The organism is Zobellia russellii, assembly GCF_044597075.1.
GTDB lineage: Bacteria > Bacteroidota > Bacteroidia > Flavobacteriales > Flavobacteriaceae > Zobellia > Zobellia russellii.
The window spans coordinates 3,533,085-3,557,461 of record NZ_CP139000.1; the positions used below are offsets into that span (position 1 = coordinate 3,533,085).

At 35.9% G+C, this 24,377-nt stretch carries 15 protein-coding genes; 9 read left to right on the forward strand and 6 right to left on the reverse strand.

The window, feature by feature from the left end; translation table 11 throughout:
• Positions 1-170: 170 nt before the first annotated feature.
• Positions 171-737, reverse strand: a complete 567-nt coding sequence (locus SJY45_RS14450; RefSeq protein WP_400071583.1) for a VOC family protein — start codon at positions 735-737, stop codon at positions 171-173.
• Positions 738-1,044: 307 nt separating this feature from the next.
• Between SJY45_RS14450 and SJY45_RS14455 the strand changes: the two genes are divergently transcribed.
• Both SJY45_RS14455 and SJY45_RS14460 read left to right on the forward strand, forming a co-directional pair.
• Complete coding sequence (locus SJY45_RS14455) at positions 1,045-1,944, forward strand: DUF1080 domain-containing protein (protein WP_400071585.1); 900 nt, start codon at positions 1,045-1,047, stop codon at positions 1,942-1,944.
• 29 nt (positions 1,945-1,973) lie between these two features.
• On the forward strand, positions 1,974-2,972 hold the full coding sequence (locus SJY45_RS14460) for a beta-agarase (RefSeq protein ID WP_400071587.1): 999 nt from the start codon (positions 1,974-1,976) through the stop codon (positions 2,970-2,972).
• 292 nt (positions 2,973-3,264) lie between these two features.
• Here SJY45_RS14460 and SJY45_RS14465 read toward each other — a convergent pair whose 3' ends face one another.
• Together SJY45_RS14465 and SJY45_RS14470 are read right to left on the reverse strand one after the other, a co-directional pair.
• Positions 3,265-4,509, reverse strand: coding sequence for a glycoside hydrolase family 117 protein (locus SJY45_RS14465; RefSeq protein ID WP_400071589.1), 1,245 nt, complete (start codon positions 4,507-4,509; stop codon positions 3,265-3,267).
• A gap of 167 nt (positions 4,510-4,676) precedes the next feature.
• Complete coding sequence (locus tag SJY45_RS14470) at positions 4,677-5,894, reverse strand: glycoside hydrolase family 117 protein (protein WP_400071591.1); 1,218 nt, start codon at positions 5,892-5,894, stop codon at positions 4,677-4,679.
• 489 nt (positions 5,895-6,383) lie between these two features.
• Between SJY45_RS14470 and SJY45_RS14475 the strand changes: the two genes are divergently transcribed.
• The gene (locus SJY45_RS14475) at positions 6,384-7,967 is read left to right on the forward strand and encodes a hypothetical protein (RefSeq protein ID WP_400071593.1); all 1,584 of its coding nucleotides are present in this window, start codon (positions 6,384-6,386) and stop codon (positions 7,965-7,967) included.
• A gap of 140 nt (positions 7,968-8,107) precedes the next feature.
• Here SJY45_RS14475 and SJY45_RS14480 read toward each other — a convergent pair whose 3' ends face one another.
• From SJY45_RS14480 to SJY45_RS14490, 3 genes are read right to left on the reverse strand one after another with little or no spacing between them, the layout of a single operon-like run.
• A complete protein-coding gene (locus tag SJY45_RS14480) occupies positions 8,108-9,706 on the reverse strand; it encodes a hypothetical protein (protein ID WP_400071595.1) in 1,599 nt (532 codons plus the stop codon).
• Positions 9,707-9,717: 11 nt separating this feature from the next.
• Entirely contained in the window at positions 9,718-11,436 is a 1,719-nt protein-coding gene (locus SJY45_RS14485) for a RagB/SusD family nutrient uptake outer membrane protein (RefSeq protein WP_400071596.1), read from the reverse strand.
• 19 nt (positions 11,437-11,455) lie between these two features.
• Positions 11,456-14,500, reverse strand: coding sequence for a SusC/RagA family TonB-linked outer membrane protein (locus tag SJY45_RS14490; protein WP_400071598.1), 3,045 nt, complete (start codon positions 14,498-14,500; stop codon positions 11,456-11,458).
• Positions 14,501-15,643: 1,143 nt separating this feature from the next.
• Between SJY45_RS14490 and SJY45_RS14495 the strand changes: the two genes are divergently transcribed.
• The 6 genes from SJY45_RS14495 (at position 15,644) to SJY45_RS14520 (ending at position 24,342) form a co-directional block, all read left to right on the forward strand.
• Positions 15,644-17,035 carry an exopolysaccharide biosynthesis polyprenyl glycosylphosphotransferase gene (locus SJY45_RS14495; RefSeq protein WP_400071600.1) on the forward strand — a complete coding sequence of 464 codons (1,392 nt, stop codon included), beginning with the start codon at positions 15,644-15,646 and terminating at the stop codon, positions 17,033-17,035.
• An 88-nt stretch (positions 17,036-17,123) separates the two neighbouring features.
• A complete protein-coding gene (locus SJY45_RS14500) occupies positions 17,124-17,945 on the forward strand; it encodes a polysaccharide biosynthesis/export family protein (protein WP_400071602.1) in 822 nt (273 codons plus the stop codon).
• A 96-nt stretch (positions 17,946-18,041) separates the two neighbouring features.
• Complete coding sequence (locus tag SJY45_RS14505) at positions 18,042-20,558, forward strand: GumC family protein (RefSeq protein ID WP_400071604.1); 2,517 nt, start codon at positions 18,042-18,044, stop codon at positions 20,556-20,558.
• A gap of 57 nt (positions 20,559-20,615) precedes the next feature.
• Positions 20,616-21,989, forward strand: coding sequence for an O-antigen ligase family protein (locus SJY45_RS14510; RefSeq protein ID WP_400071606.1), 1,374 nt, complete (start codon positions 20,616-20,618; stop codon positions 21,987-21,989).
• A 13-nt stretch (positions 21,990-22,002) separates the two neighbouring features.
• The gene (locus SJY45_RS14515; protein ID WP_400071608.1) at positions 22,003-23,364 is read left to right on the forward strand and encodes a lipopolysaccharide biosynthesis protein; all 1,362 of its coding nucleotides are present in this window, start codon (positions 22,003-22,005) and stop codon (positions 23,362-23,364) included.
• A gap of 99 nt (positions 23,365-23,463) precedes the next feature.
• Positions 23,464-24,342 (forward strand): DUF354 domain-containing protein, encoded by an 879-nt coding sequence (locus tag SJY45_RS14520; protein ID WP_400071610.1) that lies wholly within the window; start codon positions 23,464-23,466, stop codon positions 24,340-24,342.
• The last annotated feature ends 35 nt before the right edge of the window (positions 24,343-24,377 follow it).

Genomic DNA, 24,377 nt, shown 5'->3' on the forward strand with positions numbered 1-24,377 from the left:
CCATGTTCGTTGGGTTTCAGGCCAATTAGACCGTTGGTTACTTCTCTTCTGAAAAACTAACTTGTATGTAATTATTTAATGCTTAAGGTCTAGGTAAGACGCATAAAAAAAAGGTCCTGATGTTTTTATATCATCAGAACCTTCATCTTTGTTAGGCAATTTTGTTTAAATCAATCCCAACCCGAAAGGCCAATAATTTCGCCATTTGGTCCTACAAAAAAAGTGTATTTGTCACGAGCGTAGTTTTCATTTTCCAATTCGTAACCTTCTTCTTTTAGTTTATCGCCAATTGGGACAATGTCGTTTACTTTTAGCATAAAGTGGTTGTGGTTGGTGTTTCCTATAGGACCTATTGTATCTATAAATTCAGGAGCCGTTAGTGATAGCCCAATAGTCAAATCATCGGCCTTTAGTTTCATTACAAGCATTCCTTCAAGTCCAGGACCGTGAAGTACTTCGGCATCGGCCATTTTAAAACCCAATATTTCACGGTATAACTTTAGGGTCTTTTCAAGTTCCAATACGTGCACACTAATGTACTTTAAGCCTGTAACCCTTGCTTCTTCCGTGCTAGCTGCTTCAATAGCTTTAGGAGAAGAATCTGATGTTTGTGCAAAGCCGTAATTAGTGCCTGCTAATACAAAAGCTACTAAGAAGCAGATTTTATAAAGTGAATTTAGTGAACTGTGGTTTTTTTTTGTTCTGTGACTAGTAGTAGCCTTCATAATAACTTTCATAATAAATATCGTTTTGTTAAAACTATGATATTATATCATAATCTTAACCTCAATATAGCTTAACAAAAACTGAACATTTGCAATGTTCAAGACCTGCAACCATAGACATTTTGCACTGCGCTTCAATAAAAACTGAACAATTAATTATTGGTCGGAAATTCACAGGTTATGGTAAATATTTCTTTGTAAAATTACAATACATGCATGCTTTGTGTAGCCCTAAAACCTGCTTGTCAGAATGGTTTTAACCGTTTGAATTCAGCTGAAAACTTAATAGGGTAAACGGCAATAACCAACAATAAATAATATGAAACATTTTACACTTTATTTACCACTTTTCTTTCTTGTGATTTCCTGTTATGAGGTAAAAAATGAGGAGCAAAAAAATCTTGAAGAAACATACGAGTGGGAAGAATTAATAGATAAGGATTTAACCCAGTGGGACAATTATTTGAGCTATCAGCACCAACCCGGTTACGACGGTTCCGTACCACTAGATGAAAATGGGGAAGAAATAGCTCCAATAGGTTTAAACAATAGCGACTATACCGTTTTTTCAACGGTGAAAGAGGGCGAGGAAACCATTATCAAGAATACGGGAGAATACTATGGTTGCCTGATTACTAAAAAGGAGTATAAGAATTATCATTTTCAGTTAAAGTACAAATGGGGAGATAAAAAATGGGCCTACCGAAAAGATTTACTGAAAGACTCTGGAATATTGTACCATTCCGTGGGGCCAATGGCTGTTGAGTACTGGCGTTCATGGATGCTTTCTCAAGAATTTCAGATAATGGAGGGGCATACGGGAGATTTTTGGAGCCAGGCTAATTCTGCCATAGACATTAGGGCGTACAAACCGGAATCTGTTTTGGATCCATTGGCGCATGAGTCACAGGATTATTTACCAATTGGTATGGGTAGTCCGTATAACAATTATTGTTTACGAAGCGGAAATTATGAAAAACCACATGACGAGTGGAATACGCTTGAGTTGATCTGTTATGAGGGCAAAAGTCTTCATATCGTAAACGGAGAGGTTGTTATGATTTTGAAGGACTCAAGATATATAGATGAAAACGGTAAGGAAGTGCCGTTGATCCAAGGGAAAATTCAATTGCAAAGTGAAGCTGCAGAGGTGTTTTTTAAAGATATCAAGATAAGACAGATTGATTCGCTTACACAGCAGCAAAAAGCACTTTTCTAAATTAAGGCAAATTATAAAGACAGTATCATATGAAGATTAACGTGTTTCTGGTATGTAGTATTATAAGTGCATTTATTGCGTGTTCGTCAAATTCTGACGATGATGAAGAAATGGATAAAGGTCCTGAAGACTCCATGCAAGTAGATGATAAGGAGGAAGACAAGGAAGATGAGATAGCACCTTTTCAACTTTCTGATTTGGACCCTGATTTGCCTTCGTTTGTTTCTGTAGTTGATGATACCCCGGAGGGAATGGAGTGGGTAAAGGTAGAAGCCATGTCCGATGAATTTGATTCGTGGGACGATGATAAGTGGTTTAATTCTTTTTGGAACTACGGTAACACCCCGGTTTCTATGCGAAGTGAAAACTCTAGCGTGGTAGATGGCAAACTAAATATTCAGGCCACGTTGGATGAGGGTAGTTCCCAATGGTTTCAAACGGCAAGAGTTCACTCCAAAACTAAAATAAGTTACCCTATGTACACGGAGTGTAGTATGAAAACCTCAAGTATTTCTGCGTTCAATACGTTTTGGCTGAACAATGGCGATATTGATGATAGGGATGAGATAGATATTGTTGAGAGCAATGCAAACCCAACTCCTGAGTGTAGTGATCAAACTACGAAACCAAGTAACTACCCGTGGGCTCCGTGGGATTTTCCAACGCAGATGAACTCACAGTATTTTATTGCTAAAAGTGGTGTTACGGAAAGGCATGAGGATAATTTTGATACGAGAATGTTATCGGATGCAAATCCTAACAAAGGAAAAACGTGGGATGAAACCTACCATATTGTTGGTGCTTGGTGGAAAGATGCTAGAACGGTTCAGTTTTATTTAAATGGAGAGCCAGCTGGTGTTGTTACCACTAACCAAGACTTTACAAGAGAGCTAGAGTTAATATTTGATTTATGGACTTCCGAAGAATGTTACCTAGGAGGTTTACCACAAAAAGAAGAGCTAAATGACGATTCTAAGAATACCATGCGTGTAGATTGGGTACGCACTTGGAAACTTGAAGAGAAATAGTATTACTTAACCTATTGGCATAGGATTATGTTTTAAATATAATGTGCAGAGTTTGTTTAAATTGAGTTAGTTTTCAGTTAGTTTAGTATGGGTTAGGGGCGTGGTTAAAACCAGGCCCCTTCCTTTTTTAGCTGCCTTTTGTAGTTGTATTTTGCAGATTTATTGTTGTTTGATATCAAAGGTAAAAACGAATTTACCCTATTCACTGTCCTAGTGGAAATTCAATTTCCATTTCAGGTGGTATTAAAAATCAGGTGTAGTGTTGGAGACGCAATAAGTAGGTTGGTGCCCTTTATCTGGTGCCGGTATTCAATTTGAGGTTATAGTCATAGGTGTCATTTTTCATGTAGTCTTTGACCATTTGGTATTCTTCGTTTACCCTGTTGCCTTTTTCTAAGGACAAGTCGCATTCAAAACGCACAAAATGATAATTGGGGTACAATTCGTGACTAATTCCCCACGTTATGCCTTGTCCAAGGCTTGTGTTTACATCGGTAAAATTCCCTGGTCGGTAAGCACCGCCACCCTTGGGAATGGTTAAACCTTGAATTTTTGGGTAAAAATTTACTCCGTCTTCAGAAAATAGGATGCTGTTTCTTTCAGGTCCTTCAGGCAATGTAGCGCATACACCGTTACGATAGGGCCATACCATGCTGCCATGTCCGCCCATTAAAACAGGGTTGTACTTAGATTTAATATACGGGCCTTCAGGGTTATTGGCTATTGCAACCCCTGTAGCTAAGGGTATATCGGCATGTTCTTTATTAAATTTACCCGATGATACATTGGGGGTCCATGGTAAGCGGCCATGACTTTTGTAGTATAGAAAATATTGTCCTCCCTTAACAAAAAAGGTGGGTTCGTGTATAACCTCGGCATCCCAACTTTCTTCAGAACCGGGCTTTAAAATTGGTTCGTCCAAAGATTTCCAAGGTCCCGCCGGAGTGCTGGCTACGGACATGCCAATTACGTTAGGCGTAAAATCTCCGGATGTTTTAAATTGTTTTGACCAGCGTGCATCTTCAATGCTTCTTGCTGCTTGATACACTAGATAATACTTGCCATTTGCAAACAAAATATCAGGATTAAATACACTGCGGTGGTCATAACGCCCAGCTGTGCCACGCGAAATTGCCACTCCCTGTTCTTCCCAATTTAAGCCATCGGTAGAGGTTGCGTACCAAACATCGCACAAATCCCAGTGAAAAGCTCTTAGTGAATCGGTAGCGTCATTGGGGCCTACCACTTCGCTGTTAGATAGAGGTTTTGAATACCACATGTAATATTTACCATCAGTCTCTATTACACTAGAGGGGTAATAACGTTCTGCGCCGTCTTCCAACCCCTGCAGTTTTTTAAATGTAAATTGGGTATTGAATTCGTTGTACTTTTCGTAAGAAATCTGATTTTCGCGAAAACGCTTGTAAGAGGCGCTTTCGTACGTTTCTGGTTCTTTGTGCTGGCACGAAGATAAACTTACTAGTATCAGTGCTAAAACAATGTTTGTTCCAGTTATAATTATAGCCTTTGCTGTCATAAAACAGTGGGTTTTATTATTTTCTTAGCGATATCTTTATGTTCAAATGGTGTTACATTTTTACGAAAAATGAGGTTTAAGTAATATTCAACTTATTAAAAAGGACAGTAGCTACATGTAACATACTGTCCTTGCTTAATCAAACTCAACTCAACTCAACTCGTATTTTATTCTCCTTTGGCCCTATGTTGGGTCTTTCTTTCTGATGTAAAGCTCATAATACTTTGATAATCCCAGCTATTGTACATATGAGAAAGTCCCCAACGTAATATTTCTGTAGGTTCTTTTTCATTGTCCGCAGTTCTATTTAAGCCAATGGCATGTGCAGTAACTCCGGGAATGACGGACATTATTTCAAAATTAATACCGTCAGGTGCCCATTGAATGGTGTTTTTTTCTGGCCCGTCTGTAGTAATTAAGGCCGCAACACCACCATTGTATGGCCAAACACAAATTTCATGGCCGCTATTGCTAATTGGGTTGTATGGTGATTTTATGTATGGTCCTTCAGGTTTGTCTGCAATGGCAAGACCATGACGGATTTGTCTTCCGCCAAATGTAATTTCTTCTCCCATCTGTTCACCTTTGTAGTATAGATAAAACTTGCCATCAAAAGGAATAATACAAGGGTCATGAACCTTATGGCTGTCAAAGTCGCCTTTTCTTTCAACAGCAAATCTATCTTGTTCTTCACCTTTCCAAATACCATTGTCGGCAGGACTTAATATAGGTTCTTTACTTTTCGTCCAAGGACCGTCAGGAGAATTGGACCAAGCTAGGCCAATTTGGTTTTTTACACGTACCGTATAGGGCGATTTTACGGTTTGGTAGCTCAAATAATATTTGTCTTCATGTTTCATGATTTCTACGGTAAATACCGATCTGTCATCATATTCCCCAGCTTTACCTCTAGGTACCGCTAAGCCTTCTTCTTTCCAAGTCTCTCCGTCTTCCGAAGTTGCATACCAAATGTCGCAACGGTCCCAAGGAAATACCTTGTCGTTTTCAACGTCGCCCCCAAAACCTTGTGTTGGTCCAGTACTTTTGGAATACCATACATAGAACTTACCATTTTCTTTTATGACAGCACTAGGGTCTCTACGTACAACACCTTCTTCATAGGCTAAATCTCCTTTCAACGGTTTTAAGTTAGAAAACTGAATAAACCATTCGTTTCCTAAATCTACGGGCCATTTTAAGGCCCTTTTAGAAGCGGTACTTAAATGATCTATATCTGTAATGCCCAAATGGTCTATTTGGGCCTGAGTTATCCCTAAAGAGTCTAGTTTTTTCTGGTCATATGTCGTAACCTGGGCATAGCTATGATATGAAAGCATAGCGAAAAAGAGAAACGAATATAGGATTGTTTTGGTTCTAGAAATCATTGTAATAAGCGTTATTTAATTTATATGAATTTTGATGTTTCGTTTAAAGTGGGGCCGGTAAAATAGTTGTATTTAATTTTTGCCCATGTTTTGTTTCGTAATAATACTTTTTATGAAATGTTTGGAAATAGACTAGTACGTTTATACTTGCATATTTACCTTTTCTAAGTTTTTGTTGGGTTTATTTTTATACTCACACTTAAAATCATGTGTTTAGGTTCAATTTTTTCTATTTGAGAAATCTGAACGAAAAATTGATGTATCAGTAATTTTTCCATTGTTATTTTGACAAATATTGGTTAATCGTGGGTAAAATCTTTGGTTTTCTTATGAATAAAAACTGAACATTCTTAAAAACTGGTTCAATTTTCATGAATTTCAACTAAGCAAATATTATATTGACTTTGACTAGGAAAAATAGACCCATGTTCAGTCTTGTATTTTCTAATGTTTAGTTGATTTTTAATTAGTGAGCAATAATTTTTAGATATGATGAAGCGTAGGAGTTTGCTAAAAATGCTTAGTGCTGTTATTATTTTGAGCAGTTTGTTTGTAAAGGCGCAAGAGCCTTATGGCACAAATAAGTATATAGACAAGGCAAACCAACTCACGGCAAAAAAATTAGATAGTGCTATCTATTACCTGAAAGCGGGTATTGATTATTATTCTGAACAAAAGGATACCATAAACTTAATCAACAATCTGTGTCAGTTATCTGCGGTTTATGATAATGTGTTGGATTACGGAAAATCTTATGATGGATATTGGGAAGCGTTAATTTTAGCCGATCTATCCGATGATGATATTTCAAAATCCCGTATTTATCAAGAATTGGGTTGGTTGTATACCGCCTATAGAAGGGAAGAAGAATCATTGCGTTATTTTAATATGTCCCTTAAGCTAAAAAAACAGCTTTTTAAAGAGAAAAAGATAAGTCAGGATTATCTGGTCAGTAACTACTTTGCTATTGTAAATTGTTATAGGGTAAACCATAATTATATAATGGCAAAGACGTATCTAGATAGTTGTGAGCTGTCCTTAAAAAAGATAGACCCCAATAAAAAATCATATTACGTAGAAACGGAGAAGGGCTATTTTGATGCCATTGCAGGAGATTATGAAAATGCATTGAACACGTTAAACGAATCTAAACTCTTTTTTGAAAAGAAGAGCCCTTCATACCTTACTATTGTCTATTTTTTATTAGGAGAGGTGTATAAACTAAAGGGAGATTTTGAGGAGGGAATAAAGTACTATAAGGAATCTCTTAAGTTCTCGGAAATGTATAATAAGCATTTGGGTTACAAGCTATTCAACTATGAGGTTTTGTCCGAGCTGTATTATAATCAAAACAATTTTAAAGAAGCCTTTTTCTACAATGATAAGGCACAAGAATTAAATGAAAATATTTTCGGCAGAAAAAGTAAAAATCATAAACATTTATTTGAAATAAAAGATCGTTACAGACTTCAAAAAGAAAAAGAAAAGGCACTACTTAAAGAAGTACGAATTGAAAAGCTGGAAGACCAAAAAAGAATAGGTTTCTTACAAAATATATTAATGGGCGTAATAGTGGTCTTTATGTTTTTATACGGGGTTCTTTTGTTTAGAAACCTAAGAAGAAAACACAAACTAGAAAAGCAAAAGACCAATGAGGTTATGATGTTAAAAAACAGGGAATTAACTGCGTCTGCCCTTCAACTGATCGAAAAGGAAGAATTTATTGCTAAACTAAAGCAGAATATTTCCAAAAGTGATGCCATAGACGCAAAGGCCATTCATAATATGCTCAAAGGTTTTCAAAATTCCCCAGGTGGAAATTGGAAGGAGTTTGAAGCACGGTTTACTTCTATAAACCAAAGCTTCTATGAAAAAATAAGGACAAAATATCCAGACTTGGGACAAACAGATTTAAAGCTTTGCGCTCTAGTAAAGTTAGGGTTTTCAAGTAAGGAGATGTCTTCTTTATTGGGCATTACAATAGAAAGTGTACATACTTCGAGATATAGGTTAAGAAAGAAACTTGGATTAGAAAAAGGGGAGAATCTTATAGATTTTATGTCTACAATTTAAAAGTGCTATATCTTCTAATATGTGGTATAAATAATACTTAAAAGAGTTAATACATGTCTTGCAATTAAAAATGGGCAGCCTATTTAAAGACTGCCCATTTTACTATTTAACATAGCGGTTAAGATTCGGGGGTTATACCTTTATGGTCTAACAGGTACTTCTGCTAAGAACATATCATCTATATGAAATTTAATAGCTTGTGGGTAAAACTCGTTATACCCTCTAATGAACCAACTTACTTCACCAGTAAAACCTGCATCAAATTCTTGTTTTTGATATACCCATTCTCCGGTAGGTAGGTCAGGAGTGAATACGGTAGGTATCAGTTCAAAAGCCCAGTTTGAAGGATATATCCTAATATCCGAGGATTCAGTACCTGAAGGAACACCTGATAAGTCACTTTCTATATATATCCAGTAGCCAAACTCATATCTTTTACCTTCTTCAAGGGTTATTACCACAGGATTTCCACCGGCATCTCTATGTTCAACGATCATACCACCGTTGGGTCTAAAGTTGATATCGAGGCTCTTGGTTCCGGTGCGTGTGTTAACCACACCAATATCCAAATCATATTCGCCCCAATGACCTCCCCAACCTAGGTAAGCCCAATTATCAGGAGTTGATGTTTCTAATCCATAATCATATGGGGTAGAAGGGTAAAGGTTGGCCAGTTGGTCAAAATCTGTCAAAAGAACATCGGTAAATGCTTCTGACTCCACTTCATCAACGGTTGTAAGTTTCCCGGGCGTATAGCTTACGTAAACTTGGTCATCATTATAAAGTTGTTCTCCACTTAAATCAAGAATAACAATATTGGCTTCGTTCTTGTCTATAGTCGCCGTAGATATAACAGGATTGATCAGAATAGGATTCATTTCATCTCTGTTATTTTCTATTCTAACGGTAAAATCGGCTGGATCTACCGTGCTTCCATCTATTTCTCGGCTGAATTCTAATGCGATCTTGTCTTCACGTTCGGCCACTCTATCCAAAGTTACCGGAGCGGAAGATGGTATTACTTTTATCACTTTCTCAAAAGAAAGGGTATCCGCATCCGTTGGTCTAAACCTTGAGGCAATAAATTCAAGATTCCAAGACCCTAATCTATTGAACCGCATGTCTACCTCTTCTTCTGCACCGGAGTTTATAGTGGCAGGTTTTCCTCCATCCGAAGACCATGCAATTGCTTCCGGTTCGCCTATTGCGGTGTAGGTTAAACGAACGGAGTTACTGGCTTCTATTTCATTTTCTGCTCCGTTGGACAAATTCAATTCAGCTCCTACACTTCCATCAGGGTTTACATGATAGGCCCTTAGGACAGATTTGATAGAATCAATTACAGTGATCACGATGGTGGTGTCCAACTGCTTGGTGTCGCTTGGAACCGTACTATCATCATTTCGAAAAACATTGCCCTTAAAAGTTTGGCTTAGTTTAACGTCATATACTCCGGCCTTGTTAAAAACACCTTTTACTACCTCTTTGGATGACGTATTGGCTTTCTCTCCTGAAATACGAGAGTTTTCGGGGAATGTCCATGTTCTGGTTTCAACTCCTCTAGAGATATCGCCAAAATCTATATGACCTCCAACAATTACTTTGTTTTGGAAATCCATTTCGGATGTTACGATAATTCTATGGTTCACATCGCTTATGTTCAGCTCCTCTTCTTTTTCGCAACTGAAGACAAGCAGAGCTAGGATGAAGAGTGCACTTAAGATATTATATTTTTTCATGTCTAGCGGTTTTAGTTGTTTAAATTAGGATTGTTTAATACTTCTCCAGTAGGAATAGGAAAATAGTCATGTTGCGCCGAGCGATAATTTTGTGAGGATTGAATAAAGTCCGGTCTAACTCTTCCTGATATAAATAGAGGGGCCTCACCTTGTCCGGTCACATCTAAATTAGCTTCGCGCCAAACTTCATCGGCACGTAAATCATCAAAAACCTCTTTAACAATACCCCAACGTACCAAGTCTTTATAACGGTGTCCTTCAAAGCATAATTCTATTGCTCGTTCCACACGTTGAATATGCGTTAATACAGTTTGCGCATTTGCAACTACCAAAGGATGGTCTCCATGAACTTGTTTGCTTACGTGCAGCTGTGGAAACATACCACCGTTCATATCCATATACTGTTGTAAGGTATAGACACCGGCTCTACTTCTTACCATGTCTATATATTCTATGGCAGTCATAAAGTCTCCGCTATCATTAAGTACGGCTTCGGCATACATTAATAAAACATCTGCATAACGGATATGTCTGAAATTAATACCACTACGTCCTCTTGGCGGTTCTGCATCTAGATGGTACCAGTTAGAGTGTTTTTTTAGATAGGCACTTTGTCCGCCTCCCCAACTTGCCTTTGCTTCTGCAAAAGGAGCAAGGTACCAGTCGCCTTCACCATTTCTAGGTGCAATGGTAGCATTCATTCTTCTGGACTCTAAGTTGGTGTCGTTTATAGAATTGTTGGGGTCTACTTCATCGTAAACCAACATTTCGTGCAAGTTGTAAGAAGCGATTACTGTATTAAAAGCTCCGTATTGTAGGTGCCCAACTTCTGTACTAAGGGTGGTAGATTCAGCACCCGCTCCACCATTGGTAGTATCATCTTCTGCAAAACCGCTATTACCAGGTTTTATATCAAAAGAATAATTTACTTCAAAAATAGATTCTTCATTAAATTCATTTTCGTGCCAGAAATTATCTTCAATATTTCTTGTTAAGCTATATATTCCAGAATCTATTACTTCTTTAAACAAAGTGGCTGCTTGCCCCCACTGTTCATCATAGAGGTATGTTTTACCTAATAACGAAGCTGCAGCACCCCAAGTGGCTCTACCTACATCATTAGCTTCCCAAGATTCTGGTAAATTATTCATGGCAAACTCTAAATCTGGAATAATTATTTGCGTATTTACTTCTTCCATAGTAGATATGGACTTACTCAATTCTTCAATAGATTCTGCTACTCCATCATGTATCATAGCTCCTCCATAAGTATGAACAACTTGGAAGTAAAAGAAAGCCCTTAAAAAACGAGCTTGGCCCTCTATTTGCGCTTTGGCTTCATCATCAAGAGTCTCTTCGTCTACTTCTTCTAGTTGAGAAATAATAGTGTTTGCCCTAAAAATGCCAACATACAGTTCTTCCCATTTGTTGGTTAAGTGAATTTGCCCGTTTGTATAGGTTAGATTTCTAAACGGATAAGGCCTATACCAAGATTCAGTACCAGCAATATCTCCTAACACAAATTCCTGCACTAACTCGGCACCACTAACGGAACGATATTGTAGAGCGCCATAAACCGCCGCGAGAGCAGCGTTAAAATGTCCTTCGTTTTTCCAAAAATTTGTCTCTGTAAGAGCATTTGGATTTTCTTCGTCTAAAAATGTACTTTCATTACAGCTAGCAATAATTAGTGCAAGAAGTACAAGACTTTTTGTTATTATTTTGTTCATTGATTTCATAGTTATTTTTTTAAAAACTTAATTGAACTCCTAGCATAAACTGGCGAGCAATAGGGTAGTTGCCATTGTCCACACCTCTTTGAAATAGACTATCACCACCTACTTCAGGATCATACCCCGTATAATTCGTAAAAGTGAAAGGGTTTACAGAGTTTAAATAGAGTCTTATTTTGTCTACTCCGTAGTCTTGAGTGTTTGGAATCGTATACCCTAAGGATATGGACCGGATACGTAGGTAAGTTCCGTCTTCTAAGAACCAATCTGAAAACCCTCTTACATTAGAATGCCCTTCATTTTGTCTAAATGTTGGAATATCTGAGTCTGGGTTTTGTGGTGTCCATTGGAAAACTTGATCTTGATGGCGCCCACCTATATAGGCTAAGTTTTTATTACCATTGTATACTTCAGTACCATAAGCCATATAGCTTTGTACGGATAAATCCCAATTGTTATAATCTAGATTTAGATTTAGACCGGCTTCCCATTGTGGAATACCAGAACCAGAGAATACACGGTCATTGTCATTAATAGCTCCATCTCCATTTACATCTTTAAAACGTAAATCACCTAATTGTGGAGAGCTAATAGCACTTAAATCTAACTGTTGGTATTCCGTCAATTCTTCTTCGGTTTTAATTACACCATCGTTTTGTAATAAGAAGAAAGAACCGGCCGGATTATTTAAGGCTAAGAAGGTGGTGTTATCTCTATTAATAGTTCCTCCGGACTGCCCAAGTGTTTTACCATTTAAATTGGTGATTTTATTATCATTAAGAGTCCATGTTCCTGATATGCCAAAGTTTAATTTGTCTCCTATTTTTCCTTTGTAGTTGGCAGCAAACTCCACACCTTTATTTACCATGTTACCGGCATTAAGGGCTACACTACCGTAAGTACTTTGAGCACGAGGTTGCCACAAACCGGAAGAAGGAGCGGTCTGCTCGTTAATTAACATGTCTTGTTTATCATTTTTATAGACATCGGCAGTTATATTTAATTTGTTTTGAAAGAGACCCAGCTCAAAACCAATGTTTTTAGAAACAGTTGTTTCCCATGCCACATTTGGATTGGCATATCTACGTTGAACTTGACCGTTTACTAGATTTTCGTCCGTTCCAAAAGGGTAATTAACCCCCGCTTCTATGGATGGAATAAAGGCATAATCCGGTATTCCATTAAAGCCTGTTTGGGCCCAGCTTCCTCTAATTTTTAGATTGTTAATGGCATCTACATTAAACCATTTTTCATCAGTAACATTCCAACCGGCAGAAAATCCATAGAAGTTACCATATCTTGTTTCTGGGGAGAACTTGGAAGAACCGTCACGTCTAAAACTTGCCGTTAATAAATATTTTCCATCATAGTTGTACTGTAATCTGGCCAATTTACCGGCAAGCGTATAACCGTTTTGGAATTCATTAGGGGATTTAGGGTCCGCTCCTGCATTTAATACTTGAACATCGTTTGATGCGTCATCGGCAAATACAGTTCCTACGTTAAGACTTCGCCACCTATATTTTTCATAAGAAGCGGCTCCTAAAAGATCAAAGTTGTGTAGCCCAAAAGATTTTTTATAATTTAAAATATGCTCAATGGTTTCTCTTTTGGAGAACCAATAGTTATAGTCTAATTCTGCGTTAAGGGTAGAGGCTGCAGGACTTAAATTTCCATTTCTATCTAAAGCAAGGTATTGTGGCTGAAAGAACTTTCTAAAATACTGTCCCTCATTACGACCTAAATTTAATTTATAACTTAAGCCATCAAAAACCTCATATTCTAAATTAAGAGATATACTATTGCTCTTATTTTCTCTTTCATCAATATTATCTAATTGCCTTGAAAGAAAGCCATAGAAGATTTCATTGGCAGCAGATATGAGTACGGTATTTTCACCAGTTCTATTTATTTGATCAAAAGGAGCACTATGCGGTACATTTTGTATGGCAAAACCGAATAAATTCCATGGTTCTTGTTTTCTGTTTTCAGTAGTTAAACTAGCAGAACCAAAAGCTTTAAATTTACCCTTGGTAAATTGTCCCGTAATTCTGTTTGTTAACCGGTCAAAATCAGAACTTATTAAAACCCCTTCTTGTTTGTAGTAAGTGGTGTTGAAATTATAAGTCAAATTTTCTGCACCGCCAGATAAGTTGAAAGAAACGTTTTGAATTATAGCATTGTCATTTTGAACTTCATCAACAAAATTCGTATCCCAGTCCAGTGCGTTTGCATCCAATAAAAATGTCTGTGGCTCATCTCCTCCTACTTCTGCAGTAGTTTCTCTGTTATAGAGAAAATCTACCGTATTGGATAAGGGTGTTCCTGAAGTAATGTTTTGAATCCCGGTAAAGGTATTCAGGTCTATTTTCATTTTACCTTTCTTACCTCTCTTGGTTGTAATTAGGATTACTCCACCAGCTGCACGAACCCCATAAACAGAAGCTGATGCTCCATCTTTCAGGATATCTATGGATTCTATTTGTTCTGGTGCAAGGTTAGGATTTTCTTCTTGAGGAATATTATCTACCACATAAAGGGGCTCTCCGCCATTTATAGACACCAAACCTCTAATTTGAACGTTGGCAGCTTCTCCCGGACGTCCACTAACAGCTTGAATGTTTACCCCGGAAACTTTTCCTTGAATGGCGGCTCCAATATCAGATACAGGAATTTTAACCAATTCTTCGGACGCGACTTGCGCAACGGCCCCGGTTACCTCTTTTTTCTTTTGAGTTCCATACCCTACAACAACCACCTCCTCTAGAAGTTGAGAATCCTCTTCCATAGATAGGCTTATAGTTTTGTTGTTGGCAGAAACCGAACGTTTTTCGGTTTTAAAACCTAGGTAAGAGAACACCAATGTTTCACCCGGCGAGGCGGTAATTGAATATTTACCGTCAAAATCTGTTACTGCACCCTTGCTAGTGCCATCTACAACAATAGAAACCCCTGGCAGTGGAGTTTTTTGTTGGTCTGTTACAACACCTGAAATGGTTTCTTGTGCGTACGCCCAGCTTATTCCTAACAGGAAGTAGAGCAGAAGGGCGCTCATTTTCATAAATCTTGGTTTTTGTCCTTTCATAATAATGAATTAGGTAGTTGGCATTTTAACGACAATAGTAATATGTCATTGAAATGGATTAAGTATTTAATTATTGAAAAAAATTCAAGGATAAATTTATCAGATTATGAATTTGGGTAATAAAATACGCCCTCAATAAAAACTGGACATAGCTTTTCTATTTTCAAATTATTTATTGGTTTTAACTGAACTATGAGGATATTGGGAGAGTTTTAGAACGTATTTTATAGGGGGTGAGCAATTTTTATGAAGTCTACATTTTCATTATGAAAAAGTTCTGGGGTAAATTACCTTATTCCTGTATTTTAGGTTGATTCCAAGGGGTGTTAAGAACCAAAGGAGCTTAAGGGTATTTGCTGAGATAACCAGTTTGTTCAGGTTTTGTTCAGCTCTTAAACTTAAATGAACAAGATATTTTTACCGTTCAGATATTGCTGTACAGGTAATGAATGATTATAGCATAATTCATAGAAAAAGTATGTTGATATCTATTGGGGAAATGTTAATCATGACAATTAAAGTAAATAATGGCTAAAACTTTTGGATTGTCCTTTCCATAATGCTCGGTCTATTACAAACAGTGGAGTAGTAGCCAGTTATCTTTATTGGAAAGTTATAGTCATTTTTTAGAGGCTTATAGTATTAGATAGAACTAGCGGGTTCTTGTGATTCTTGACATTTCTAAAGATGAAAATAAGATTCAAGAAAGAAAGTGAACCTTGAATATTTGCGTCTTATAAATAGCATACTGTAGAATAATACTGTAGGAACATCCTGATTTTTCATTAGTGAATTTATTTTTGGTCTAATAGTTTGATTAATAGTTAAATAAGTGTGTTAAATATGCTATCTTGTTTCGGTTGGAATTTTGCGTAGTACCCGTTCTGGAATTTAAGGAAACTGTAGTGAGATATTTGTCATGTTCGAATTCAATACACTAAATATCCATTAAAGTTTTGCCTAATAAAATGTCGATTGACTAATATTTAGGTCAATTGCCGCAGAAGATGTGATATTTGTGAAATGTTAATTATTTGATTCATATATTTGGCCGCTGTTGGATAAGATGCTAGTTATAGGATTGATTTTATAAACTATTAAAACCGACATAATCCCCCCATGAATTCAAAAAATAGATTTATTCTAATAAATTTACTTGCCTTTGAGTTTGTTCTGCTCAATGTGGTTTTGACCATATGCTTTATGTTTAAACTACCAGATTTTTCATTTAGCGATACAGCTATTCTTTGGAATATGGTTCGTTTAATGGTTATTTACAACGTTACATGGTTGGTAATCATTATGTACATACGTAATAGTGAGTTCTATTTTAATCCGGATTTTGGGTACTTTAAGAGCATTGTAACTTCCTTATTTTTCTTCGTGGGCTTTGTGATTAGTGTGGTTATCTTGTTGAAAATCAGATATTTTAATAGGTCGACATTTATTATTCCAATATTTATTTTTTCATATCTTAATCTGGTTAGTCACAAATATTTGTTGAGATATTTGAAAAGAAGGGCTTCTCATCTGTTTTCGGACACTTTGCTTATAGGTTCAGGTTATGATGAAAACAATATTCAGAGCTTTACCAATGCAATGACCCAGTATGGCTATAACATCATGGGGTACTTGGAGAATAAACAGCGGAAACCTAATAATATTTTAGATTTTAGTGTTTTTGGCAATGTTGAGGACTTAACTGAAGTGTTATCAAACAACCGTGTGGATGATATTTTCATAGCGATGGCCGGAATGAAACATGATAAAATCATGGAAACCATTCAAATAGCGGACAGTTTTGGGGTTCGGGTAAAATTGATTCCCAAAAATCCATTGCTTAAATCAAAGAATTATAAAGCGGTTACCATGGGTGACCTTGCTGTTTTTAAGCTCAGGGAGTCGCCTTTAGATCATTTTAGCACAACAATTCTAAAACGTTTATTTGATTTTTGTTTTGCTTTCATAGTGTTGGTGCTGTTGTCTCCTGTTTTCTTGATTATAGCAGCTCTTATTAAAATTGATTCAAAAGGCCCAATTTTTTATACTCCCTATAGGAAGGGTGAGGCAGGTAAGACTTTTAAATGTTACAAGTTCAGGACTATGTCCGTAACCGAGGACCCTTTACATGGAGCGAAGTCCACAGTTGTGAACGATCCGAGAATTACGCGTATAGGTAAATATTTAAGAAAGGGAGATTTGGATGAATTGCCACAATTTTACAATGTGCTTGTAGGTGAAATGAGTGTAATAGGACCACGGCCTCATAGAATAAATCTACAAAACGACTTTAGGAAAAGTGTAAACCATTATATGGTGCGGAGTTATATTAAGCCAGGTATTACAGGCTGGGCACAAGTTAATGGTTGGCGAGGGCCTACTGTAACAGATGAGCAGAAAAATCAACGGGTAAACCATGATCTATGGTATATAGAAAACTGGAGCCCTTGGTTAGATGTAAAAATTATCTTCTTAACACTTTTTGGAAGCCATCATAAAAAAGCTTTTTAGCTATAGTCTTTTCCATGTGATGTTGAACCAAGATTTACAAACATGTTAGTCCCAATTAAAAAAAATAGACAAAAGTAAACTTTGCAATATGGTAATTAAATCAAGTATAAAAAACTCAGGGCATTTCTTTTTGAAAAGTGAATATGGGGCTTTATCATTCAAGCGAATTAGTATAGCGTTAGTTGCGTTGGTTTTGACTTCTTGCTATACCTCTAAAGGTGTAAATTATATTCAAAGCCCGGATAGTGAAATGACCATAAGATTGCGTCCAACCGAATATGGTGTTCAACCAAATGATGTGTTAGATATAAAGGTTCAAAGTAGAGATCCGGATCAGGCGGCATTTTTTAATATTAGTACAGTTGAAAATAGAAATTTACAGGCAAACCCGGCGTCACTATTTTTAAATGGATATACGGTTGACAAAGAAGGTAAAATTAATTTAGCAATAGTAGGGGAGCTTGAAGTTCGTAATTTAAGAGTAGAGGAAATTAGGGATATCGTACAGAAGGAAATAGACAAATATCTGCTAAATGCTATTGTCTCGGTTAAACTAACTAGTTTTAAAGTTTCGGTCTTAGGTGATGTTAAGAATCCCGGCACCAACTATATTTATAATAATCAGGCTACCATATTTGAAGCGTTAAGTGCTGCGGGAGATTTAAATATTTCAGCAAAGAGAAAGAATGTAAAATTAATTCGTCAGAAAGGAGATAAATCAATTGTGGTTGATTTGGATTTAACAAGCCCTGAAATTATACGATCACCCTACTACTTCTTGCATCCTAATGACGTACTGTACGTAGAAACTTCTAAGGAGAATCTATTCCAGAAAAATTTAGGTGTGTTCAGTCTTGTTTTATCTGCAATTTCAACTACTATATTGGTTCTTAGTTTTAATTCAAATTAATTTTTAAAAATCTTATTGCTTGAGGTTATAATTTTGCGTAAGAAGGCGGTAGCTCATTACGGTAATTGAACCTCAGGAAAAAATAATTTTATAAAAATGAAAGAGCAAAAGAATAATATGGTTAATACTCAACAAGAGATTAACCTAAAATTATTTTTCCGTAAAATTTATAAGAACAGAATGTTCTTCATGGCAAGTATTGGTTTTTTTGTAATCTTGGCATTAATTTATATTGTACTGTCTACGCCTGTTTACGAGGTTTCTACATCTGTGTTGGTAGACTCCAAGGGCAGGAATAGAGCCTTAGGGAATAGTAAATATGTTGAGGGGGGGGTTAGTTTAATTGAGATTGAAAAAAATCTATATAATGAAATTGGGATTTTAAAATCTTTTAGTTTGATTAAGCAGACTATTGAGGATTTAAATTTCGACGTTACCTATCACAAGAAAAGTTTTTTTTCCGAAAGTGAAGAGTACGGATATTTTCCGTTTGAAGTAGAACTAAATAGGGCTAAACCTCAGCTTTTTGGAGTGCCTTTTGAAATAGAGTTGCTTACTGATTCTACTTATGAACTTAAAATTGATGCCGATGATTTTTTCGTGTCCAACCCCGTTAATGGTACAACTAGGGATGTGAAAAGGAGGTTCAGGTTTTCTGGGGAGTTTAAGTTTGGAGAGTCTGTAGAGCATGAGTTTTTTTCCTTTAGCTTAAGCAAGCCTGAGTATTCTGTAAGTTTAGAAGATTTTGATGGAGATGACCTAAGTTTTGTAATTAGTGACGTTGAAGATGTGGCCAAAAGCTACATGGATAAAATTGAAGCAAATAATATAGATATAGAGGCTAGTATATTTAAGATAGTATCTGTAGGTCCAATTGTTAGTAAAGAAGTTGATTTTTTGAAAAAATTGACAGAAAACTATGTGCAGAACGAACTTTTTTCCAGAAATGAGATTGCAGCAGGTAAAGAGGCATTTATTCGAAATCAGTTAAGGGTTATTTCGGACTCTTTAACAAAGTTCGAAGTAAAGTTAGAAGCTTTTAAAATTGATAAAAAGGCGGTAGATCTAGGGGCAACGGCTTCCAATGCTTTGGACCAAACCAATAATTTACAAGTTGAGGCGGCCAAGATTAAAATGAATATCAATTATTATAACTCCATTATTCGTAGTGTTAGGAACAATAAAAATAGTGATGAATTTATAATGCCATCGGGTATTGGCATTGAGGACCCATCAATCAATCAAAACATTTTAGAGTTAAAAGAACTTTATGCGGAAAGATCAAGGAAGAAGTTTTTTGTTACTAGCAATAACCAAGAGATGACCATTCTAAATGGTCAGATTAAGGAGTCTACGGAGATTTTGCTCAGCAATCTAAAGAGCGCGGTTCGGTCATCTCAAGCGGGATTGGCGAGTATAACTTCACAGTTATCTAGTATTGATGAAGAAATAAGCTCATTACCTACACGAGAAATACAATTATTGAACATTCAGCGTGAAAATACACTTTATGAAAATCTATACAAGTATTTGAGCCAAGAATTGGCTAAAACGGGTATAGCTAGGGCAGAAAGTACATCTGATACCAGAGTTTTGGATGAAGCTAGAATGGAGGGTAATGGTCCCATTGCACCTCAAAAATCATTGTTGTTGGTAATGGCAGTGACTTTAGGGGCTTTGGTGCCCTTGGGGAAATTGGTGTTTTTTCCTGAGGAAGAAGTTATTGAAAATGCACATCAAATTGTTGCTAATTGTGAGATGCCCATTATTGCTAGTATAGTGCATTATGATAATGGTCCTTCTAAAAAATCATATACCGTACCTTATATTAATTTTAATGCTGAGAAATGGATAAGGAAATTTAAGGGGGCGAATACGTTGTTAGATTATGTCAATGAAAGTTTTAAACCGACTGATTCTTATTTTGAGGTATCGCTTTGGAAACTTAAAGAATCTTTTCGTGATTTAAGTACAAATCTTAAGCTGGTGAACCCTAGTAATAAAGGAGTCATTGGAATAACCTCAATTATGCCTGAAGAAGGTAAAACTTACAGCGCTATTAATTTGGGAATAACACTTGCTGAAACGGGTAAAAAAACCATCATAGTAGATGCGGATTTAAGAAACCCTAGTTTGGTAGGTGAAATTAGTGAGGTAAAAGGTCAGGGCTTATCAAATTATTTAAAAGGAGAAATAGATGAGGTTAAAAAGATTATCTATTCTCATAAGACGATTGATAATTTAAAATTTATTCCTACTTCAGTAATAGAAGGTAATGTACACGAACTACTTTCGGGAGATAGAATAATTACGTTAATTCAAAATCTTAAAGAACAATATGACTATGTAATTCTTGACACTCCGGCAGTTGGTTTGGTTTCTGATTTTTTACTGCTTCTGGATGTGATGGATATTAATTTGTTTGTTGTGCGTCGTAACGTTTCTAAGATTAGCTTTTTGAGAGATTTAGAGAATTTGATTCCAAGAGAAAAAAGAAAGAAAAGTTATATAATTTTCAATGACGCGTTAACTGATAACCATAAATACGGTTATAGGTCAAAATACGGAGTAAATGATGAGGAACAGATAATTAGTAAATCTCTATCAGTGTAATTTATGGACTTTGGAATTTAATCACATAGGTGCAAAGAAATAAGATATTTATTTTCCATGAATAAATTCGAACGATATTTTAAATACGACTTCCATAGTGTTAAACTTGAGTATTTTTATCTCTATATAGCCATTGCCGCGATTGTTGCATTCGTAATCGTATTAAGAAGTGAGTCTAAGTATAAATTAGAAATGTTCTTTTTATCGTTGTATTTATTAACCGGTAGTTTGAACGTTTTGTTGAATTTTAAGATTCCTGGAATCAGTTTCTTTGAAATGCAACCTATACGAGTCGTTTATTTATTATTATTGCTACGAATTATTAGAAATAGACTTTTTTCAAAGACAAAAACAAGCTTATCGGATACAGTTAAAATACCTTGGTTTGTTTTTGCTTTAATAGGGTATATATTATTTCTAACTATATCTGTTCTATACACTCAGGTTGAAAAAGGGTATGTTACAATTATTGATTCAGTTGCTTTTATCATTCTTGTTTATGGGGTTCGGGAATTGAAAGACCAAGCATCTTATGATTTGATTGGCAAATCAATAGTTATTGGCGCGATAGTTTCTAGCGTTGTCAGTATAATTCAAATCACCATAGACCCTTATTTTCTTCGTATTGGAGATGATAGAGCAGCTTTTGGTTCTTTAATTAGATCTAATGGAATTTTTAATACTGAATATTTTAATTCTTATTATTTAATAATTGCGATATCTTGGGTGCTGGCAACTACAAAGAGAAACTCTCTTAAATTAGTTTTAGTTACACTTTTTGCTATAGGGGTAATCACTTCATTTCAACGAATGAGTTGGGTTATCCTTTTTTTAGTCTTAGTAGCGTACCTGGTGTATATACAAAAGATTTCTTTTGAAAAACTCTTCTTTGGAGTTTTTCTTGGTCTTAGCTTTATCTTGTTTGTATCGGTTTTTTATTATCAGGATATTATGAAAAGTTCGCTTGTCAAAGAACGTCTAACGGATTCTGTTGATGGTAGACAGGGATACTACTCGTTTGTGTTAAATAGTATCGGGGACAAACCCGTGCTGGGTTTTGGAGATTTACACAACGAAGTATATTATGAAAATCTTCTAAGAATTACAGGGCACAGAGAGCGTGCTACTGCTGAGGAAGGTGATTTGCATAGTGGATATTTTATGGCAATGTTTCAATATGGCATTCCCGCTTTTATTTGTTTTCTAACTTTTGTAATCTTGGCCCTGTTATATTATGCATCATTAGTAAAACAGGGTATATATTTTATGGTGCCTTTTATGGTTAGTATATTGTTTTTTATAGGGAACCTTACTAATACTTTTTTGTTCTTAAAATATCTGGCAATACTCTTTGCAATTCACATAGGTATTGGCATGGGAATTAAGCAGATACAAGTTGATCAATTAAAGAATATTAATCATACCAGTTAGGTTATTTATTTTAATGAAAGGATTAGATAGGGTCAAAGAAAAAATTTTAAGGGGAGATTCCCGCTCTGCTCGAGCTAAGAAAAATATCCTTCAAACTATTATAGTTAAGGGTCTTGGGGTTTTAATAGGTTTTCTATATTTCCCTTTGTCCTTAGATTATCTTGGGGCTGAGAAGTTTGGAATTTACCTTACACTTCTTTCAATTGTTGATTGGTTTCTGAATTTTGATGTTGGTATTGGGGCGGGTCTTAGGAATAAATTTGGAGAGTCTGTAGCCGAGGGAGATGATATTAAAGCTGTGCGGTACGTAAGTACCGCCTATTTCGTTTTAGGAATTGTTATTTCGATAGTAACGGTAATTCTTCTTGTGTTGAATTTCGCTTTACCATGGACGAATTGGATTAATATACCTCCCAATCTTAAAGAAGAGGTAGTATCGTTAAGCGCCGTAATAATAGTGGCTTTTGGGGTTAGGTTTGTGGCCCGTAATATTTATGAGATTTTCTTTGCTACCCAACAAATGGCATACGTAGAGTTTTTTACTTTTGTCACTAAGATTTCGTTTCTTATATTAATATTGATTTTACCTTATGTTGTAAAAGATTCACTTTTTTTCTTTGGTACAGCTAAGGCCTCGACCTTTGCTTTGGTTCCTCTTGGCGTGGGACTTTTTTATTTCAACAAAAAGTTTCAAAAATATAAACCTCATTTAAAGGAAGTCCGCAGGGATTATTTTAAAGATCTCTTTTCTTTGGGATCTAAGTTTTTTCTTATAAAAATAGCTATGCTTATTATTCATCAAACCAATAATATGCTTATTGCTGGTTTGGTTTCTCTTGAGGGAGTTCCCCAATATGAAGCAGCTTATAAATACCTGTCTATTTTTATGCTCTTGTTCGTTATAATGAACAATCAACTTTGGCCCTCAAATATAGAAGCTTATGCCAAAGGAGAGTTTAATTGGATGAAAAAGTCAATTAGGACTGTAATGAAGGTATGGTTGGCCACTGTGGTCTTGGCCACGGTCATGGTCTTGGTTTCGCCCTTTGTATATGGTTTTTGGTTGCAGCAAGGATTGGAGGTGCCTATGGAAATTTCAATTGTGGTAGCTGTTTCAATATGCTTTACTACATGGGTGAATATGTTCAATATTGTATTGAACGGAACCGGTAAAATTGCGTTGCAGATGTACGCTTGGCTCTTTGCGGCGTTGATTAATATTCCAGCCTCTGTTTTTTTTGTAAAAGTTCTTGATTTGGGTGTGGTGGGAATTGTTTTAGGGACTGTGGCAAGTCTTGTTCCGTTAGTTATTATTTCACCAATTCAAGTAAGTAGAATATTATCCCAAAAAGATACCGGTATATGGGCCAAATAACACCCTTTAGCTGGTATTTTTTTCAATGAATTATTGATTGAGAATAAGTAGGTTTTAGAGAAACACTATGATTAGGTTATTGAAAAAGAAAAATAAAAAATGAAAAAAGTTTTAATTGATATTTATCACTTACCCCAATATAATTTATTCAGAAACACCATAAGAAGTTTTGATCCTTCTGAAGTGGATATATGTTGTGTTAACAGGGGTAAGCTTTTGCCTATAATGAAATATGAATTGCCAGAATACAATATTATCAGCATAGGAGATTATAAACATAACAAAGGAATGTTTACAATGATCTTTAAGATTATTATTCCTAGGATTTTTACTTTGTTTAAATTAATCAAAGCTTCGAAGTATAGATATGTAATCACGGCCCATTATCAAGCAAACTTTGTAGCCAAACTTCGCGGTATTCCCAATGTTGCCTTTATAGATGATCCTAGAAGGTTTGTTTTTCCTCTTTTAAAGTTTTCGGCAGATGATGTGTACTTGCCTCCTTTTGACCAGAAATTTGAAGGGGTTAAGTATTTTAACGCATTAAAAGAATGGTCTTATTTATCCCCTAAATATTTTGAAGCAAAGATTTCTGCTTTAGATGAGTATGGCTTGAAAGCCAAAGATTACATTTTTATTAGAGAAGTGTCTACGGAGACCTCTAATTATCTGTCTCAAAATCTAGGGGCTATTTTATCCGTAGCGGATAAGTTTCCCAAAAATTTAAAAGTAGTACTTTCTTTGGAAAATAAGGAATTGATAAATCAGTTTCCCAAAAGTTGGATTATTTTAAAAGAACCCGTAGAAGATATTCATTCGTTAATGTATTTCAGTGAGGTTGTCATTTCTTCTGGAGATAGTGTAGCTAGGGAAGGGGCTATGTTAGGTGTGCCAGCAATTTATGCCGGTATTCGTGATATGCCGGCGAATGTTATAATGATTAAAAAAGATATGCTTTTTAAATTAAATCCATTCTGAAATTGTTGAGACGGTTTCAAAAATCCGTAATGGGG

Bases quoted from the DNA above. Each gene is read 5' to 3' on its own strand.
- SJY45_RS14520 (WP_400071610.1), top strand. From the start codon at position 23,464: ATGAAAAAAGTTTTAATTGATATTTATCACTTACCCCAATATAATTTA.
- SJY45_RS14485 (WP_400071596.1), bottom strand. From the start codon at position 11,436: ATGAACAAAATAATAACAAAAAGTCTTGTACTTCTTGCACTAATTATT.
- SJY45_RS14460 (WP_400071587.1), top strand. From the start codon at position 1,974: ATGAAGATTAACGTGTTTCTGGTATGTAGTATTATAAGTGCATTTATT.
- SJY45_RS14510 (WP_400071606.1), top strand. From the start codon at position 20,616: ATGAATAAATTCGAACGATATTTTAAATACGACTTCCATAGTGTTAAA.
- SJY45_RS14500 (WP_400071602.1), top strand. From the start codon at position 17,124: ATGGTAATTAAATCAAGTATAAAAAACTCAGGGCATTTCTTTTTGAAA.
- SJY45_RS14465 (WP_400071589.1), bottom strand. From the start codon at position 4,509: ATGACAGCAAAGGCTATAATTATAACTGGAACAAACATTGTTTTAGCA.
- SJY45_RS14515 (WP_400071608.1), top strand. From the start codon at position 22,003: ATGAAAGGATTAGATAGGGTCAAAGAAAAAATTTTAAGGGGAGATTCC.
- SJY45_RS14455 (WP_400071585.1), top strand. From the start codon at position 1,045: ATGAAACATTTTACACTTTATTTACCACTTTTCTTTCTTGTGATTTCC.
- SJY45_RS14470 (WP_400071591.1), bottom strand. From the start codon at position 5,894: ATGATTTCTAGAACCAAAACAATCCTATATTCGTTTCTCTTTTTCGCT.
- SJY45_RS14475 (WP_400071593.1), top strand. From the start codon at position 6,384: ATGATGAAGCGTAGGAGTTTGCTAAAAATGCTTAGTGCTGTTATTATT.
- SJY45_RS14490 (WP_400071598.1), bottom strand. From the start codon at position 14,500: ATGAAAATGAGCGCCCTTCTGCTCTACTTCCTGTTAGGAATAAGCTGG.
- SJY45_RS14505 (WP_400071604.1), top strand. From the start codon at position 18,042: ATGAAAGAGCAAAAGAATAATATGGTTAATACTCAACAAGAGATTAAC.
- SJY45_RS14480 (WP_400071595.1), bottom strand. From the start codon at position 9,706: ATGAAAAAATATAATATCTTAAGTGCACTCTTCATCCTAGCTCTGCTT.
- SJY45_RS14450 (WP_400071583.1), bottom strand. From the start codon at position 737: ATGAAAGTTATTATGAAGGCTACTACTAGTCACAGAACAAAAAAAAAC.
- SJY45_RS14495 (WP_400071600.1), top strand. From the start codon at position 15,644: ATGAATTCAAAAAATAGATTTATTCTAATAAATTTACTTGCCTTTGAG.